Annotated in this window: 20 protein-coding genes; 13 read left to right on the plus strand and 7 right to left on the minus strand. The window is 63.4% G+C overall.

Features of this window, described 5'->3' with window-relative positions; genetic code table 11:
• Nucleotides 1–262 precede the first annotated feature (262 nt).
• The 5 genes from pufA to queC all read right to left on the minus strand — a co-directional run bounded on the left by pufA (nucleotide 263) and on the right by queC (nucleotide 3,282).
• Complete coding sequence (pufA, locus tag E6P07_RS11830; RefSeq protein ID WP_153975794.1) at nucleotides 263–421, minus strand: light-harvesting antenna LH1, alpha subunit; 159 nt, start codon at nucleotides 419–421, stop codon at nucleotides 263–265.
• A gap of 36 nt (nucleotides 422–457) precedes the next feature.
• Nucleotides 458–592, minus strand: a complete 135-nt coding sequence (pufB, locus tag E6P07_RS11835) for a light-harvesting antenna LH1, beta subunit (RefSeq protein WP_153976222.1) — start codon at nucleotides 590–592, stop codon at nucleotides 458–460.
• Between the two features lie 263 nt (nucleotides 593–855).
• Nucleotides 856–1,497 carry a 7-carboxy-7-deazaguanine synthase gene (gene queE / locus E6P07_RS11840; RefSeq protein ID WP_153976223.1) on the minus strand — a complete coding sequence of 214 codons (642 nt, stop codon included), beginning with the start codon at nucleotides 1,495–1,497 and terminating at the stop codon, nucleotides 856–858.
• A gap of 4 nt (nucleotides 1,498–1,501) precedes the next feature.
• Nucleotides 1,502–2,587: a 6-pyruvoyl trahydropterin synthase family protein gene (locus E6P07_RS11845; RefSeq protein ID WP_153975795.1), complete on the minus strand. Its 1,086-nt coding sequence runs from the start codon at nucleotides 2,585–2,587 to the stop codon at nucleotides 1,502–1,504.
• Complete coding sequence (queC, locus tag E6P07_RS11850) at nucleotides 2,584–3,282, minus strand: 7-cyano-7-deazaguanine synthase QueC (protein WP_153975796.1); 699 nt, start codon at nucleotides 3,280–3,282, stop codon at nucleotides 2,584–2,586. Before queC ends, E6P07_RS11845 begins: the two co-directional genes overlap by 4 nt.
• A gap of 95 nt (nucleotides 3,283–3,377) precedes the next feature.
• On the opposite strand from queC, the gene E6P07_RS11855 reads away from it, so the two are divergent.
• The gene (locus E6P07_RS11855) at nucleotides 3,378–4,076 is read left to right on the plus strand and encodes a cytochrome b/b6 domain-containing protein (RefSeq protein WP_153975797.1); all 699 of its coding nucleotides are present in this window, start codon (nucleotides 3,378–3,380) and stop codon (nucleotides 4,074–4,076) included.
• A gap of 59 nt (nucleotides 4,077–4,135) precedes the next feature.
• Here the strand turns inward: E6P07_RS11855 and E6P07_RS11860 are convergent, their stop codons facing one another.
• A complete protein-coding gene (locus E6P07_RS11860) occupies nucleotides 4,136–4,600 on the minus strand; it encodes a c-type cytochrome (RefSeq protein ID WP_153975798.1) in 465 nt (154 codons plus the stop codon).
• 356 nt (nucleotides 4,601–4,956) lie between these two features.
• On the opposite strand from E6P07_RS11860, the gene hypA reads away from it, so the two are divergent.
• The 8 genes from hypA to E6P07_RS11900 all read left to right on the plus strand — a co-directional run bounded on the left by hypA (nucleotide 4,957) and on the right by E6P07_RS11900 (nucleotide 9,299).
• Complete coding sequence (hypA, locus tag E6P07_RS11865; protein ID WP_153975799.1) at nucleotides 4,957–5,307, plus strand: hydrogenase maturation nickel metallochaperone HypA; 351 nt, start codon at nucleotides 4,957–4,959, stop codon at nucleotides 5,305–5,307.
• A gap of 36 nt (nucleotides 5,308–5,343) precedes the next feature.
• Nucleotides 5,344–5,706: a thioredoxin family protein gene (locus E6P07_RS11870; protein ID WP_153975800.1), complete on the plus strand. Its 363-nt coding sequence runs from the start codon at nucleotides 5,344–5,346 to the stop codon at nucleotides 5,704–5,706.
• Nucleotides 5,703–6,218, plus strand: a complete 516-nt coding sequence (locus E6P07_RS11875; protein WP_153975801.1) for a hypothetical protein — start codon at nucleotides 5,703–5,705, stop codon at nucleotides 6,216–6,218. Before E6P07_RS11870 ends, E6P07_RS11875 begins: the two co-directional genes overlap by 4 nt.
• Before the next feature lie 93 nt (nucleotides 6,219–6,311).
• The gene (locus E6P07_RS11880) at nucleotides 6,312–6,515 is read left to right on the plus strand and encodes a hypothetical protein (protein ID WP_343031232.1); all 204 of its coding nucleotides are present in this window, start codon (nucleotides 6,312–6,314) and stop codon (nucleotides 6,513–6,515) included.
• The gene (locus E6P07_RS11885; RefSeq protein ID WP_153975802.1) at nucleotides 6,512–7,069 is read left to right on the plus strand and encodes an HPP family protein; all 558 of its coding nucleotides are present in this window, start codon (nucleotides 6,512–6,514) and stop codon (nucleotides 7,067–7,069) included. The genes E6P07_RS11880 and E6P07_RS11885 overlap by 4 nt, the downstream gene beginning before the upstream one ends.
• Before the next feature lie 55 nt (nucleotides 7,070–7,124).
• Nucleotides 7,125–7,823, plus strand: a complete 699-nt coding sequence (locus E6P07_RS11890) for a Crp/Fnr family transcriptional regulator (RefSeq protein WP_343031233.1) — start codon at nucleotides 7,125–7,127, stop codon at nucleotides 7,821–7,823.
• 128 nt (nucleotides 7,824–7,951) lie between these two features.
• Complete coding sequence (locus E6P07_RS11895) at nucleotides 7,952–8,137, plus strand: YgaP family membrane protein (RefSeq protein ID WP_153975803.1); 186 nt, start codon at nucleotides 7,952–7,954, stop codon at nucleotides 8,135–8,137.
• 49 nt (nucleotides 8,138–8,186) lie between these two features.
• Nucleotides 8,187–9,299 carry an SLAC1 anion channel family protein gene (locus E6P07_RS11900; RefSeq protein ID WP_153975804.1) on the plus strand — a complete coding sequence of 371 codons (1,113 nt, stop codon included), beginning with the start codon at nucleotides 8,187–8,189 and terminating at the stop codon, nucleotides 9,297–9,299.
• Between the two features lie 218 nt (nucleotides 9,300–9,517).
• Here E6P07_RS11900 and E6P07_RS11905 read toward each other — a convergent pair whose 3' ends face one another.
• A complete protein-coding gene (locus E6P07_RS11905) occupies nucleotides 9,518–9,865 on the minus strand; it encodes a nitrous oxide-stimulated promoter family protein (RefSeq protein ID WP_153975805.1) in 348 nt (115 codons plus the stop codon).
• A gap of 234 nt (nucleotides 9,866–10,099) precedes the next feature.
• On the opposite strand from E6P07_RS11905, the gene E6P07_RS11910 reads away from it, so the two are divergent.
• The 4 genes from E6P07_RS11910 to E6P07_RS11925 are packed head-to-tail and all read left to right on the plus strand — an operon-like array spanning nucleotide 10,100 to nucleotide 13,240.
• Nucleotides 10,100–10,426: a FeoA family protein gene (locus tag E6P07_RS11910; RefSeq protein ID WP_153975806.1), complete on the plus strand. Its 327-nt coding sequence runs from the start codon at nucleotides 10,100–10,102 to the stop codon at nucleotides 10,424–10,426.
• A complete protein-coding gene (locus tag E6P07_RS11915) occupies nucleotides 10,423–10,656 on the plus strand; it encodes a FeoA family protein (protein WP_153975807.1) in 234 nt (77 codons plus the stop codon). Before E6P07_RS11910 ends, E6P07_RS11915 begins: the two co-directional genes overlap by 4 nt.
• Nucleotides 10,656–13,016: a Fe(2+) transporter permease subunit FeoB gene (gene feoB / locus E6P07_RS11920; RefSeq protein WP_153975808.1), complete on the plus strand. Its 2,361-nt coding sequence runs from the start codon at nucleotides 10,656–10,658 to the stop codon at nucleotides 13,014–13,016. The genes E6P07_RS11915 and feoB overlap by 1 nt, the downstream gene beginning before the upstream one ends.
• Nucleotides 13,013–13,240 carry a FeoC-like transcriptional regulator gene (locus E6P07_RS11925; protein WP_153975809.1) on the plus strand — a complete coding sequence of 76 codons (228 nt, stop codon included), beginning with the start codon at nucleotides 13,013–13,015 and terminating at the stop codon, nucleotides 13,238–13,240. Before feoB ends, E6P07_RS11925 begins: the two co-directional genes overlap by 4 nt.
• Nucleotides 13,241–13,299 lie beyond the last annotated feature (59 nt).

The following is a 13,299-nucleotide window of genomic DNA, read 5'->3' on the forward strand; positions in this document are numbered from 1 at the left end:
GCACGGTTGCATCGCGAGCCGTGCGAGCCCAGCAGAGGGCAAAACGTCCCAGGGGCGCCTGGGACGCGCGTTGCGCGCAGGCGCGAGTCAGTCTGACGGACTGACGATCGCTCGTCTTGTTTCCATAAGGTGCGCGGCGACGGGATCCAGTCAGTTTTCTGCTGCGCTCCAGCGCAAGCCCAAACAAAAACGGCACCGATCGCCAAGCGATCGATGCCGTTTGATTTTCGGCGCGCTGGGATCTTACTCCTAGATCCGAGTCTTACTTCCAGCCGAGGCCGACCGAGAAGACAACCGCGTGGACGGCGATGGCCAGGACCAGCAGGGCATAGAAGATGGGCATCAACCAGGTAGCCGGGTTCACGACCAGCCAGATCTTCCAATCGTCTTCGGGGTTACGCGGCTTTGCGACGTTGCTCATTGCCTTGACTCTGTATAAGTGAGGTTTAAAACCGCTTTACCACCAAGGATTGGCGGCGATGACGAGCAGGTGAGCCAGGGCGGCCAGGCCGACGAACGCGGTGTAGGTCACCTTGAACTGCTCATGGAATTCTTTGGCTTGCTGATCGGTAAGGCCGGAAAGACTTGCCATGGACTTGGTCTCCATTGTGGGTTTAGCGCTGCTGCCCTTGGTTTGGGCAGCGGCAGCTGGTTTCTTTGGTTCAGCCACTGATGACTCCGAAGGAAATCGAGTACTACCGCCTTCGTGACGCGCGGATGGGGCGCGAATACTACATCGACACCGCCTCGGCTTCACTCGAACGGCTGGTGCTTGGTTCGAAGGGGTCTTCTGCTGCTCGGGCGATGTCATCTTAGCTTGACACCAGATAATGTCAACAGGGATTTACAAAAAACTTAGGGGATACCCAGCCATTTGTGGGTCTGGACGCTCAGACGCCAGTGCGGATGGGCCTTGCAGTAAGCCACGGCCAGGCGCGTGTTATGGGCGCGCTGCGGTCCATCCAGGGGTTGTAGAAAGAAATACCGAAAGTCCAGACCAAAGAAACGCTCCGGGTCAAGTCCAGGCTGCGGGTAGACCAGTTTGAGTTCATCACCTCGGGTCAGTCGCAGTGGGGCATCGACCTTGGGGCTGACACAGACCCAGTCGAGACCCGGGGGAGCGGGACGGGTGCCATTGGTCTCGACTGCGACCTCGAAGCCTTGCCGATGTAGGGCGTCGATCAGCGGCACGTCGAGTTGCAGCAGGGGCTCACCCCCGGTACAGACGACATAGGGACGCCCGCTCGCGTCCGCCGCACGCGACCAGAGGGCGCGGAGGTGGTTGGCCAAGGCCTCTGGTGTGGGATAGCGTCCGCCACCCTCGCCATCCGTGCCGCGAAAATCGGTGTCGCAAAAGCGACAGCGGGCCCACGCACGATCCTGCTCGCGCCCCGACCAGAGGTTACAACCGGCAAAGCGGCAGAATACGGCCGCACGTCCGGTTTGGGCGCCTTCCCCTTGTAGACTGTAAAAGCTCTCCTTGACGAGATACCCCATGCGTTCAGACCGGCAGTGCCGGACCCAGCTTACCCCAACACAGCGAAACACCATGATCTGGCGTCGGGTATAGATCGATACGATCCAGCTCGGGCAGATCCGTTTGGATGTGCTCGCGGATCCAACGGGCCAGACCCCCAGGGTCGGCGGACTCCACACCATCGAGCAGATCGAGCCGGTGATGATCGAGCCGGACATAGAGCGGTTGGAACAGGCGCTTGACCTCGCCATAGTCGAGCGTCCAGCCGAGCACCTGGTCCAGCGGCGCGGTCAGATGCAGTCGCAGCAGATAGCTGTGTCCATGCAGACGCCGCCGTGCGTCGCCGGCGGGGGCGTGTCTCAGACAGAGCGCGGCCTCGAAGCGCTGCTCCTTCCAGATCCGGTAGTGGAGTCCATCGAAGTGACAGCCGGCGGTCGCGGTCTCCTGGACCGTAACCCAGGACAGCCCCGGCAGCTCGGAGGCAAGCCGCACCCAGATCCAGCGTGCCAAGAGTTCGCTGGTCGGATTCTCCAGGCCAGGGATGTCGTTGAGACAGGTCTGATGCAGCTCGGCATGCAGCGGCGCCCAGAGCGCGGCGAGCTGGTCGCCGTCGACGCCCCTGTCGTCTCGATCCTGATCGGCGTGGAGGATGACCTCGAAACCATGGCCGTGCATTCGCCCGCAAGGGTGACCTGGGGGGACATTCGGCAGCCGATGGGCCGACTCAAAGCGAAACCGACGCCAGAGATGGGCATGACCTACCCCATCAAGATCCACCCCCTGGTCGTGTCTGCTCTGGATCCCGACGCAGGCGCGGCCGGGCAACGCGAGCCGGTCGCGTACCCAGCGCGCCAGGTTCTCGTCGCTCGGGGTCGGCAGGAGGGTATTGAGATCGCGATGGTCGAGCGGCTCGATACAGTGCGCGAGCGCGGCCTTGAGCGCATCCTCCTCCACCCCAGGGCTGGCCCAGCCAGCAGGCAGCTCGGCACGTAACCGGACCAGGAAGCCGTGACCATGGAGACGCCGTGCAGGATGTCCCTCGGGCAGGTTCGGGAGCCGTCGCGCCGCCTCGAAGTGGGCCAGGGCGAGATGAAAGACTCTGGCGGTCATAAGTCGCCCCCGAAGCGGGCCAGGAGCGGATCGGCGACCCCGGCCTCGGCAAACCCCTTGGCGCGCAATCGACAGGAATCACAGAGCCCGCAGGGCCGACCGTCGGGGCCAGGGTCATAGCAACTACTGGTCAGGCTGTAATCGACCCCGAGCGCAAGCCCGGTCCGGATGATCTCGGCCTTGGTCATCTCGATCAATGGGGCATGGATACGATAACACTGGCGTCCCTCGACACCGGCGGCTGTGGCTAGATTCGCCAAGCGCTCGAAGGCGGCGATGTATTCAGGTCTACAGTCCGGATAGCCGGAATAATCGAGCGCATTGACCCCGATGAAGATGTCGCCCGAGCCCAATGACTCAGCCCAGGCGAGTGCACAGGAGAGAAAGATGGTATTGCGTGCGGGGACATACGTCAGGGGGATCCCTAGGCCCATCTCGGCTGGATCGCGCCCCTTGGGGACCGGTAGATCCGAGGTCAAGGCCGAACCGCCGAACCGACGTAGATCGATCTCGGCGATCACATGCTCGACCACACCCTGAGAGTGAGCGATGCGCGAGGCAGACTCCAGCTCGATCGCATGGCGCTGACCATAGCGGATGGATAGGGCATGGGGCGCGAAGCCCTGGGCGCGGGCGATGGCGAGCGCCGTGGCCGAATCCAGTCCGCCGCTTAAGAGCACGATGGCGGGTTTCATCGCCCGACCCCGCGCACCGAAACGCGCCCCGACTTGGCGGCGCTCGATGGATTGAGCGACACTTGCAGCCCCATCCTCTCTTTGGTCACTGAATGATGCAGGCACATCGAATCAAACTCTGGGATCTTCCGACCCGTCTCTTTCACTGGTTGCTGGTCTTGCTGGTGGCGCTGGCCTTCGCGACTGGTCTGACGGGCGGCAGTTGGATCGGCTGGCATGGCTGGATCGGGCTGGCGATCCTTGGATTGATCGTCTTCCGGATCGTCTGGGGCTTCATCGGTTCGACCTATGTCCGTTTCAGTCAGTTCATACCTGGTCCTCACACCATCCTCAGCTATCTGCGCGGACGCTGGCACGGCATGGGGCACAATCCATTGGGTGGGATCTCGGTGCTGGTCCTGCTGACCTTGCTGCTGGTCCAGGGTCTGACCGGACTCTTTGCCAACGATGATATCGCCTTCTCAGGACCGCTCAGGTCGCTGGTCTCTAGCGAGACGAGCCGCTGGCTCAGCGGTCTGCACCGTCAGTCGATCTGGATCATCGGTGGTTTTGTCGCCTTGCATATCGCCGCGATACTGTTTCACACCTGGGTGCGCGGCGACAACCTGATTTGGCCCATGATCACCGGCTACAAGATGACACAGGAGCCGCTCGCCCACTCGGCCCGCGGCGGTGGACCCTTGGCCCTGGTCCTGGCGTTGGCGATCACAGCCGGCGCGGTCTGGATCGCCGCTGGCGGGCTGCTGCCACCACAGCCTCCCCCACCGCCAGCAGGCAGTGTACTGGATTGGTGAGAACCACGACAGGCCGCCCAGTTCCTAGGGCGGCTGTCTTTTAGGCCCTCGACGAGGGATCAGTCGGCCCGGTACTTTTGATGGCACGCCTTGCAGGCGGCGCCGACGTCGGCGAAGGCGGATTTGACGGCATTGGCCTCGCCGGTGGCAGCGGCCGCGGCGAGCGCATTGGCCGCGGTGCCCAAGTCACGCGCGAGCTTGCCAACGTCTTCCAGGTTCTGGAACAGCTCGGGCTTCGCGCGGGTCTTGACCGCTCCGACGTTCTTGTCGGTTCCCGGACCATAGAGCGCACCCATACCCGAGTTGGCGATGGCAGCAACGACATTGGCAGCGGCCCTGACCTGGTCGGCGTTATATTCGCCTTCCAGGTTGGCCTTGATCTTGCCCATATTCCAGGCCATGAACGCATAGCCGGCCTGGCGAGTCTCGATCTGCTCCTCTGGGCTGAGATCGGCAGCGAGGGCAAGGCTGGCGAGGCCGAGGGCCATGAGACCGGCGGCGGTGCTGGCGTACAGGTGTTTCATCAGACATTCTCCATTGGTTGATGGATCGGATAGGGTTGGAAAGGCTTGAATCCGACGCCCTGTTTTTCCGGAGTGCGCAGGTCGGGGCGACACCGGGCCGATTCAAGTCGAAAACCGGCAAGGGCGTCGGCCATGTGGCACGGCTGGCGCACAAAAGTTCCAGCTCGACTACCCTGACTGGAGGCTCGGGACAGCCCCAACACGCCAAGTAAGGATGGTTAAGCCGATCGATCACGCGACACGATTTCTGGCCAGGATCAAAAACCGGATCCTGGTGTGGTGTTTGACGGTGAGGCGTTGGCACCCAGGCGACATCGGTCTAGACTGCCCGCAACCAGGATGATTGCGAACAAAACATGCACGAACTCTCACTCTGTCAGGCGCTCATCGATCAGGTGACCGACATCGCCCGTGAGCACGGGGCGAGTCGTGTCGATCGCATCCGGCTCAAGGTCGGTCCGCTGTCGGGCGTCGAGCCGCTGCTGCTCCAGCAGGCCTATCCGCTGGTCGCCGCCGGTACCCTGGCTGAGGGTGCCGAACTCGTCATCGAGCCGTCCGAGATCCGGGTGCGCTGCAACCTCTGTGGCGCAGAGACCCAGGCGCTTCCGAACCGGTTGCTGTGCAAGGCCTGCGGCGCCTTCCAGACCCGACTGGTCAGCGGCGACGAACTGCTGCTCGAAAACCTCGAACTCAGGATCCCCGATTGATTTCAGGCTTTTTGCATACTCAAGGGTAACAGCCTCATGTCGTCGTCCGCGCCGCCCCATCCGCCCATCTTCGAGGTCCACTACGAGGACTTTCAAACCCAGGTCATTGCGGCCTCGTCCGAGCAGCCGATCCTGGTCGATTTCTGGGCCGACTGGTGCGGTCCCTGTCACGCGCTCACGCCGCATCTGAAGCGCGTCGTCGAGGAACACGCCGGGCGTCTGCGACTGGCCAAGGTCGAGGTCGACGCGGGCGAAAACATGCGTCTGGCCGGACACTATCGGGTGCGCGGCTTCCCGACCGTGATCCTGTTCCAACACGGCGAGGAACGCGGCCGGTTCAGTGGCGCGCGTTCGCGTATCCAGATCAACAACTGGCTCCAGGAGCATCTGCCAGAATGAGCATCAAACCCCGTGTCTCGCGTCGACTCGCGTCCATCTTCGCCGCCCTCTGTATCGGCGTCACCGGTTCGGCCCAAGCCCTTTCGCTCGTCGTCGAGGACGGCGAGATCGCGGGCGTGTCCGGGCTGGACATCCAGGGCCGACTGTACGATGTGACCTTCAGGGATGGTGCCTTCAATGCCATCTATCCGTCCGAACTCAGTGGATACGGACCGCTGGCGCGCGCCCTCGCCCAGGCGCTGCTCGCCACTAAACTGCCCATCCAGGCTGTGCCCGGCCGGCGGACCGATCTGCGACCACGCGGCTGCCAGTCGACCGATTCCTGCACGATTTTGATCCCGGAGCATTCCGACGGCACGGCCCCGAATGCACGCATGACGCACACGGTCGAAGTCATCTATACCAAGGATCGGTTCAGTAAGGTTCCCGAACCGCTCTGGCCGTTCGATGCCGACACCGACACCCAGTCCATGCCGGATATGCTGTATGCCGTCATCACCCCAGCACACTAGCCGCGCTCGGGCGACTTGATCCGGGTCAAGGTCCGAAGTGGCCTCGGTACCCTAGTCTCCAACCTGGATATAACCCGCACTAGGAGTGCCACCATGAACCCGGATGACGAAACGCCGTCCGCTTTGGACGAACTCGAACTCTCCGACGCCGATATCCTAGAGGCAATGCGCGAGATCCCCGGCTATCTCGATATCAGCACGGACGACTTCCGCGCCATCTATCACCTGGCCTATCGCCGGGCCCGCGAACGGCTCTTGAGTGGATCGGGTAAGACGCCGGGAGAGGGCCCCCGATGAACCTTGGCGCGCCTGGACATTATTTCGGCAAGATGCGCGGCATCACCCGCGGTAGCCCGCCGCGGGTGAACGGAGCCGAGATCCTCTGGTCCTGGGTCGGTGCCTTCCTGGGGATCGCCGCTGTGGCCTGCATCCATCGCTGGTTCCTCGCCGACACGGATCTGAGGCTGCTCATTGGCTCGCTCGGCGCCTCAGCGGTGCTGGTCTATGGTGCAGCGCGCAGTCCGTTGGCCCAGCCGCGCAATCTGATCGGCGGGCATGTGCTCTCGGCGCTGGTCGGCGTGACCTGTTGGCAGTGGCTCGGCTTCGTACCCTGGCTGGCGGCGGCGGCCGCAGTGGCCACGGCCATCGCGCTCATGCATCTGAGCCGAACCCTCCATCCGCCCGGCGGCGCGACGGCCTTGATCGCCGTCATCGGTTCGGACCAGGTGCACGCCATGGGCTATCTGTTCGTGGTCGTGCCGGCGCTGATCGGGCCGCTGGTGCTGTTGCTGGTGGCGCTCATCGTCAACAACATCCCCTCTGACCGGCGCTATCCCGAGTTCTGGTTCTGACGTCTCAGGCGAGCGTCCCGATGGCGTATGATGGCGTCTCATTCCAAGCGCCGCCATGCCGCTGTCTATGATCGCCGATCCCGATCGACGCCTCCGGATCCTGAAAGGCTTCGACTTTCTGCGCGCCGCCTCGTCCGAGTTCCAGCGCGAGTTCTTCGCCCGGGTCATGCACGTGCGTCTGCCCGCCGGGCAGGCCATCTGCCAGGCAGGCGCCTACTGCGCGCATTTGCCGCTGGTGCTCGCAGGCAGGGCACGGGTCTATCAGCTCGGTGAAAACGGGCGCGAGATTACCCTATACCGCGTGCATTCGGGCGAGGGCTGTGTGCTCACCGCCTCCTGTCTGCTCAGCGCGCGTCCCTTTCCGGCGTTTGCGGTCTGCGAGACCGAGGTCGAGGCCGTGGTCGTGCAGCCAGCGAGCGTGCGCCTCTGGCTGGGGAACTGCGAGCCCTGGCGCGAATATCTGTTCGGTCTCATCGCCAGCCGGCTGGTCGAGGTCTTCGGTGTGCTCGATGCCGTGCTGTTCCAGCGGCTCGACCAGCGTCTGATCGAGCATCTGCTGCGCCAGGCCGAGCACCTGGGCTCGGATGCGATCCAGGCGACCCATCAGATGCTGGCCGCCGAGCTGGGATCCTCGCGCGAAGTGATCAGCCGGTTGCTCAAGGGGTTGGAGGAACAGGGTCTGCTGCGGGCGCGGCGCGGCTGGATCGAGCTGCTCGATCGGGATGCGCTGCGACGCCGCGCACTGGACGAGTGACGCCGGAAACGACGCCGGCGTCAGTGTGACAAAGTCACCGACAGGGTCGGCGCCGACCCGTAGAGTGCGTTTCACAGTCAACGTCCAAGCGGCCTCCCGCCGCCCGCACTCGAACGGAGATCCTTAGTATGACCCAGAACCTCGGTACACTCGATCGCACCATCCGTGTCCTCATCGGCCTGGCCCTGGCCTTCTGGGCACTGAACACCCAGAACTGGCTGCTCGGCGCCCTGGCCCTGATCCCACTCGGCACCGCCCTGATCGGCTGGTGTCCGCTCTACCTGCCCCTGAAGCTCTCGACCAAGCGGGCCTAATTTATTCGTACACCCGCCCCACCCGGGACGGGTGTAATTCGGAGTCATCATGGAGAACATGTCTCACACTGAAACTCGGCTCGCCAATTTCCCCATCTCCTTCTTTTCGATGATCATGGGGCTGTCGGGTCTGACCATCGGCTGGGAGAAGGTCCAGGTGCTCCTTGGCCTGGATCTTGGACTCACGCCCTGGCTGCTGGGCACGACGGCCAGTCTCTTCGCTCTGCTCGTACTCATCTATCTGCTCAAGCTGTTACTGCATCGTGCATCTGTGGTGCGCGAGCTGCGCCATCCGGTCAAGATCAATTTCTTCCCGACCCTCTCGATGAGCCTGCTGTTGCTGGCCATCGCCTTTCTCCCAGTCTCGGCATCCGTCAGCGCCCCGCTATGGATGATCGGCAGCGGGCTGCATCTGCTGTTTACGCTCTATATCGTCAGCGTCTGGATCCATCACGAGCACTTCCAGATCCACCATATGAATCCGGCCTGGTTCATCCCAGCGGTCGGCAATGTCTTGGTACCCATCGCCGGTGTGCCCTTGGGCTATGGCGATCTGTCCTGGTTCTTCTTCAGCATCGGCATCCTGTTCTGGCTGATCCTGCTGGTGATCGTCTTCAACCGGGTACTCTTCCATCATCCGCTCGAAGCGCACCTGATGCCGACCCTCTTCATCCTGATCGCCCCGCCGGCCGTCGGCTTCATCGCCTATCTGAAGCTGGTCGGCGAGATCGACAGCTTCGGGCGCATCCTCTATTTCGCCGGACTCTTTTTGACGCTCCTGCTCTTTACCCAGATCCCGCGCTTCTTGGGGCTGCGTTTCTTTCTGTCTTGGTGGGCCTATTCCTTCCCCCTCGCCGCGATCGGGATCGCGAGCCTGACCCTGTTCGACAAGACCAAGCAGGCGTTCTATCTCCAACTCGGGACCGGATTGGTCGCGCTGCTGAGCGGGGTCGTGGTGGTTCTGTTGGTGCAGACAGCCATAGCGATCTGGCGCCGGGCGATCTGTGTCGCCGACCACGGACCGGCGCCGGCGGCACAACCGACGCATCCACCGCGCCTCTTCATCCCCTGGCTGATCGTCTTCGCCTTGCTGCTCGCCTTCGCCGCCGGGGTATGGTTGGCGATGTCTTTCGCACCGCCCTTGACATCCTCATTGGACTGAAGACCGGGGATTCCTAAGGCGCTCAGGGGTGGCTTAATACCGCCCCTGAGTCGATTCGGTGGGTTTTGGGGCCGAGCACTCCATGACAGTGCGTCTCTCCACAGGTGTGACTTCCAGCCTGCCCCGCCGTCGGCCGCCTTGGGTCTCGGCGGCAGAGACATTGCGCCCCAAACGACAAGGCGTGTCGCGCACAGGGTCAAGTCGATGTAAGACAGAGTTCACTCCGTACCCTTGTGTCGCAAGAGCCTGGGCACGGGTCGCCAGGTGTCGATCAGATGCCACAGGCTCAGGATCGGATGGGGTAAGATCATCCGCGGTCCGGCATAACGCATCACGGCCCGCACCCGCTCGCGCTGGATCGCCGAGTAGCAGTGCACCTCGCAACGGTTGCAGGCCGGTTTTTTCTCCTGGAAGGGACAGCGATCCAGCCGGCGCCGGGCGTAGTCGAGCAGTCTGGCGCAGTCCTCGCACAACTCCCGTCGTCCGCCGTGATGGTCTCGACAATAGATCGCCAGCATGGCGGCGATGGTCTTCTGCTCGCGTTCGAGTCGTTGTCCGGATGGCATCGAGATTCCTCGTATTGTGTCTTTGGCCACCGATGATCAAAGAACGAGTCTTGGTTGATTCACGACGACCAGCCTTGATCGAGGTCAAGCCACGCACGTTGCTTCAGCACTCATGCTCATCTCCCCGACCTTGTCGCACATACCCGATCTCGATGGCAAATGAGAAGTCATTGCATTCATGAGGGAGCTCACCTAGAATAAGAATTATTCTTGTTATTTCTTGAGGCATTGAACATGGATCTTGCGCCCTCACTGCATCCGGGCGATCTCAGCGATCCCCTCGACCCGGCAACTCGGGTTGATCATCGCGAGAACCAACCAGCCGTAACCAACAGCTTCCCGCTGGTGCTGGCCAGAGAGGGCCAGCGGGTGCGCATCCGGACCCTGCACGGCGGCAAGGGTCTGGCCAGGCGTCTGACCGAACTGGGCCTGAATCCGGGCACCGAGGTGCGCGTCGTAGCGCGTCAGGGCGGCGCTCTAGTCCTCGCGCGCGGTGAGACCCGCCTGGCGCTCGGGGGTGGGATGGCGGTCAAGATCCTGGTGGAGGCAGTCGAGGCATGAACGCGACCCTCAAGGACTTCAAGGCCGGTGACCAGGGGCGCGTACTCGGGTTTCGTGCCGCCGGCGGAGCCTATCGACACAAGCTCTTGGCGATGGGATTGACGCCTGGTGTCGCCCTGGAGGTGATCCGGGTCGCCCCCTTGGGTGATCCGGTCGAGATCCGGGTGCGTGGCACCGCGGTCAGTCTGCGCCGCGATGAGGCGGCGGTGCTCGAAGTGGAGCGCATCTGATGACTCAGCCCCTCTCAAAACCGCACTACTGCATCGGTGTCGTCGGCAACCCCAACTGCGGCAAGACCACGCTTTTCAATGCCCTGACCGGCGCGCGCCAGCAGGTCGGCAACTGGCCGGGGGTCACGGTCGAGCGCAAGACTGGAGGCTATCGCTTCGGCGCGGCCGAGTTCAGCCTGGTCGATCTACCCGGCACCTATTCGCTCGACGTCTCCGACCCCGCGGTCGCGCTCGACGAGCGCATCGCGCGCGACTTCGTCTATGCCCGCGAGGCCGATGTCATCCTCAACATACTCGATGCCTCCAGCCTGGAGCGCCATCTCTATCTGACCACCCAGCTGATCGAGATGGGCCGCCCGCTGGTGCTGGCGCTCAACATGATGGACATGGCCGAGTCACGCGGGCTCCGGATCGATGTCGCCGCGCTCTCCAAACGGCTCGGCTGTCCGGTAGTACCCCTGGTGGCGTCTAAAGGCCAGGGGGTGGCACAACTCAAACAGGTCCTGCTCGAACAGGCCCAGCATGCCAGCGTGCCCTCGGTCCAGATCCCGTTCGGGCCCAGGCTAGAGGCGGCGATCAGCGCGCTCGAACCGCGTCTGCGTCCGATCGCCGAGGCACAGGGTGATTCCGTGCGCTGGCTGGCGGCACGGTTGCTGGAAGGCGACGATCTGGCGCTCCGGCTGGCCGGCCCGGTGGTGGGCCGGGACGAGGTCCGCGCCCTACTCGGCGATCTGGCCGACGACGTCGATATCCTGTTCGCCGACGCGCGCTATGGCTTTGCGCACGCCCTCACCCAGGCGACGGTGAAGACATCCGGCCAAGCGTCGCGCTCGCTCTCCGACCGGGTCGACCGGATTGTGCTCAATCGAGTGTTTGGCATCCCGATCTTTCTTGCCGTGATGTATCTGATGTTCATGTTCACCATCAACATCGGCGGGGCCTTCATCGATTTCTTTGATCTCGCTGCCAGGGCCCTCTTTGTCGAGGGTGCGTCCGAGCTTTTGGGTCGGATCGGTACGCCCGAGTGGCTAATCATCGTCATCGCCAAGGGGCTCGGGGGCGGGGTGCAGGTGGTTTCGACCTTCATCCCCATCATTGCCTTTCTGTATCTGTTCATGTCGGTGCTGGAGGACTCGGGCTATATGGCGCGCGCGGCCTTTGTCATGGATCGCTTCATGCGGGCGATTGGGCTGCCGGGCAAGTCGTTTGTGCCCCTCTTGGTGGGTTTTGGCTGCAATGTGCCGGCGATCATGGCGAGTCGTACCCTGGAGAATCCACGTGATCGGGTCTTGACGGTGCTGATGACGCCCTTCATGTCGTGCGGGGCGCGGCTGCCGGTCTATGCACTCTTCGCGGCGGCCTTCTTCAGCGCCGGCGGTCAAGACGTGGTGTTTGCGCTCTATCTGATCGGCCTCCTCGCGGCGGTGCTGACCGGCTTCATCCTCAAGCACACCCTGCTCAAGGGTCAGGTCATGCCCTTCGTGATGGAACTGCCGCCTTATCATCTGCCCACCCTCAAGGGCGTGCTGCAGCGCACCCGGGACCGCACCAAGGGTTTCGTCGTGCGCGCGGGGGCCGTGATCGTGCCCATGGTGCTGGTGCTCAACCTGCTCAATACCACGGGCACCGACGGCAGCTTCGGCAACGAGGACACTGAGCAGTCGGTGCTCGCCGCCATCGGGCGCACCCTCGCCCCGGCCTTTACGCCCATGGGTCTGGACGCCGAGAACTGGCCGGCGACGGTTGGCATCTTCACTGGCCTCCTGGCCAAGGAGGCCGTAGTCGGTACGCTGGATGCGACCTATTCGCGTCTGGCCGCCGCCGAGTCCGGTGAGGGGCCCAGCGCCGAAGAGGAGGGGCCCTACAGCCTGAGTGCCGGCTTGAGCGAGGCCGTGGCGACCATCCCGGTCAATCTAGCCGATGCCTTGGGCCACTGGGCCGATCCACTGGGTCTGGGCGACGTTGCTGAGACCGCTGATCCCGAGGCCGCGGCGGAGAGACTAGAGGTCGGCAGCGGCACCTTCGGAGCCATGGCCGCGCGCTTCGATGGGCAGGCCGGGGCCTTTGCCTATCTCCTGTTCATCCTGCTCTATTCGCCCTGTGTCGCCGCGATCGGCGCCATCCAGCGCGAGATTGGCACCGGCTGGGCGGCCTTTGCGGTGCTCTGGACCACAGGACTGGGCTATGGCACAGCGACTGTGTTCTATCAGGCCGCGATCTTCAACCGTGATCCAGTCAACGCCTCGATCTGGATCGGCGTGATGTCCGGGCTGCTACTTGCCGTCGTCATCGGGATGCGTCTCTGGGCGCGGCGCGAGTCGGTGCCCGTCAAGCTGGCGACTGAGAGGGGGCTGTCATGATCCTCAGTGAACTCTCGCGCTATCTGCGCGACCACCGCCGCGCCGCCGTGCGCGATCTGGCCTATCACTTCGATGCCGAGCCGGACGCGCTGCGTGGGATGCTGGAAACACTGGAGCGCAAGGGTCAGGTGCGGAGGCTCCCGGCCAATACGCCCTGCACCGGCTGTCGTCAGTGCGATCCGACGACGATCGCGATCTATGAGTGGGTGGAGTCGCTGGACTAAGCAAGACCCTCTCGGGGCGCGACCCCTGGATTCGACTTGCCATCGCGCCGTTCCGCTGG

This window comes from Thermochromatium tepidum ATCC 43061 (assembly GCF_009664085.1).
In the GTDB taxonomy this organism is placed as follows: domain Bacteria; phylum Pseudomonadota; class Gammaproteobacteria; order Chromatiales; family Chromatiaceae; genus Thermochromatium; species Thermochromatium tepidum.

Bases quoted from the DNA above. Each gene is read 5' to 3' on its own strand.
- E6P07_RS11915 (WP_153975807.1), top strand. From the start codon at position 10,423: ATGAACGCGACCCTCAAGGACTTCAAGGCCGGTGACCAGGGGCGCGTA.
- E6P07_RS11890 (WP_343031233.1), top strand. From the start codon at position 7,125: ATGCCGCTGTCTATGATCGCCGATCCCGATCGACGCCTCCGGATCCTG.
- queE (WP_153976223.1), bottom strand. From the start codon at position 1,497: ATGGGGTATCTCGTCAAGGAGAGCTTTTACAGTCTACAAGGGGAAGGC.
- queC (WP_153975796.1), bottom strand. From the start codon at position 3,282: ATGAAACCCGCCATCGTGCTCTTAAGCGGCGGACTGGATTCGGCCACG.
- E6P07_RS11880 (WP_343031232.1), top strand. From the start codon at position 6,312: ATGAACCCGGATGACGAAACGCCGTCCGCTTTGGACGAACTCGAACTC.
- pufA (WP_153975794.1), bottom strand. From the start codon at position 421: ATGAGCAACGTCGCAAAGCCGCGTAACCCCGAAGACGATTGGAAGATC.
- E6P07_RS11860 (WP_153975798.1), bottom strand. From the start codon at position 4,600: ATGAAACACCTGTACGCCAGCACCGCCGCCGGTCTCATGGCCCTCGGC.
- hypA (WP_153975799.1), top strand. From the start codon at position 4,957: ATGCACGAACTCTCACTCTGTCAGGCGCTCATCGATCAGGTGACCGAC.
- E6P07_RS11900 (WP_153975804.1), top strand. From the start codon at position 8,187: ATGGAGAACATGTCTCACACTGAAACTCGGCTCGCCAATTTCCCCATC.
- E6P07_RS11875 (WP_153975801.1), top strand. From the start codon at position 5,703: ATGAGCATCAAACCCCGTGTCTCGCGTCGACTCGCGTCCATCTTCGCC.
- E6P07_RS11925 (WP_153975809.1), top strand. From the start codon at position 13,013: ATGATCCTCAGTGAACTCTCGCGCTATCTGCGCGACCACCGCCGCGCC.
- E6P07_RS11885 (WP_153975802.1), top strand. From the start codon at position 6,512: ATGAACCTTGGCGCGCCTGGACATTATTTCGGCAAGATGCGCGGCATC.
- E6P07_RS11910 (WP_153975806.1), top strand. From the start codon at position 10,100: ATGGATCTTGCGCCCTCACTGCATCCGGGCGATCTCAGCGATCCCCTC.
- pufB (WP_153976222.1), bottom strand. From the start codon at position 592: ATGGCAAGTCTTTCCGGCCTTACCGATCAGCAAGCCAAAGAATTCCAT.
- feoB (WP_153975808.1), top strand. From the start codon at position 10,656: ATGACTCAGCCCCTCTCAAAACCGCACTACTGCATCGGTGTCGTCGGC.
- E6P07_RS11845 (WP_153975795.1), bottom strand. From the start codon at position 2,587: ATGACCGCCAGAGTCTTTCATCTCGCCCTGGCCCACTTCGAGGCGGCG.
- E6P07_RS11905 (WP_153975805.1), bottom strand. From the start codon at position 9,865: ATGCCATCCGGACAACGACTCGAACGCGAGCAGAAGACCATCGCCGCC.
- E6P07_RS11870 (WP_153975800.1), top strand. From the start codon at position 5,344: ATGTCGTCGTCCGCGCCGCCCCATCCGCCCATCTTCGAGGTCCACTAC.
- E6P07_RS11855 (WP_153975797.1), top strand. From the start codon at position 3,378: ATGCAGGCACATCGAATCAAACTCTGGGATCTTCCGACCCGTCTCTTT.
- E6P07_RS11895 (WP_153975803.1), top strand. From the start codon at position 7,952: ATGACCCAGAACCTCGGTACACTCGATCGCACCATCCGTGTCCTCATC.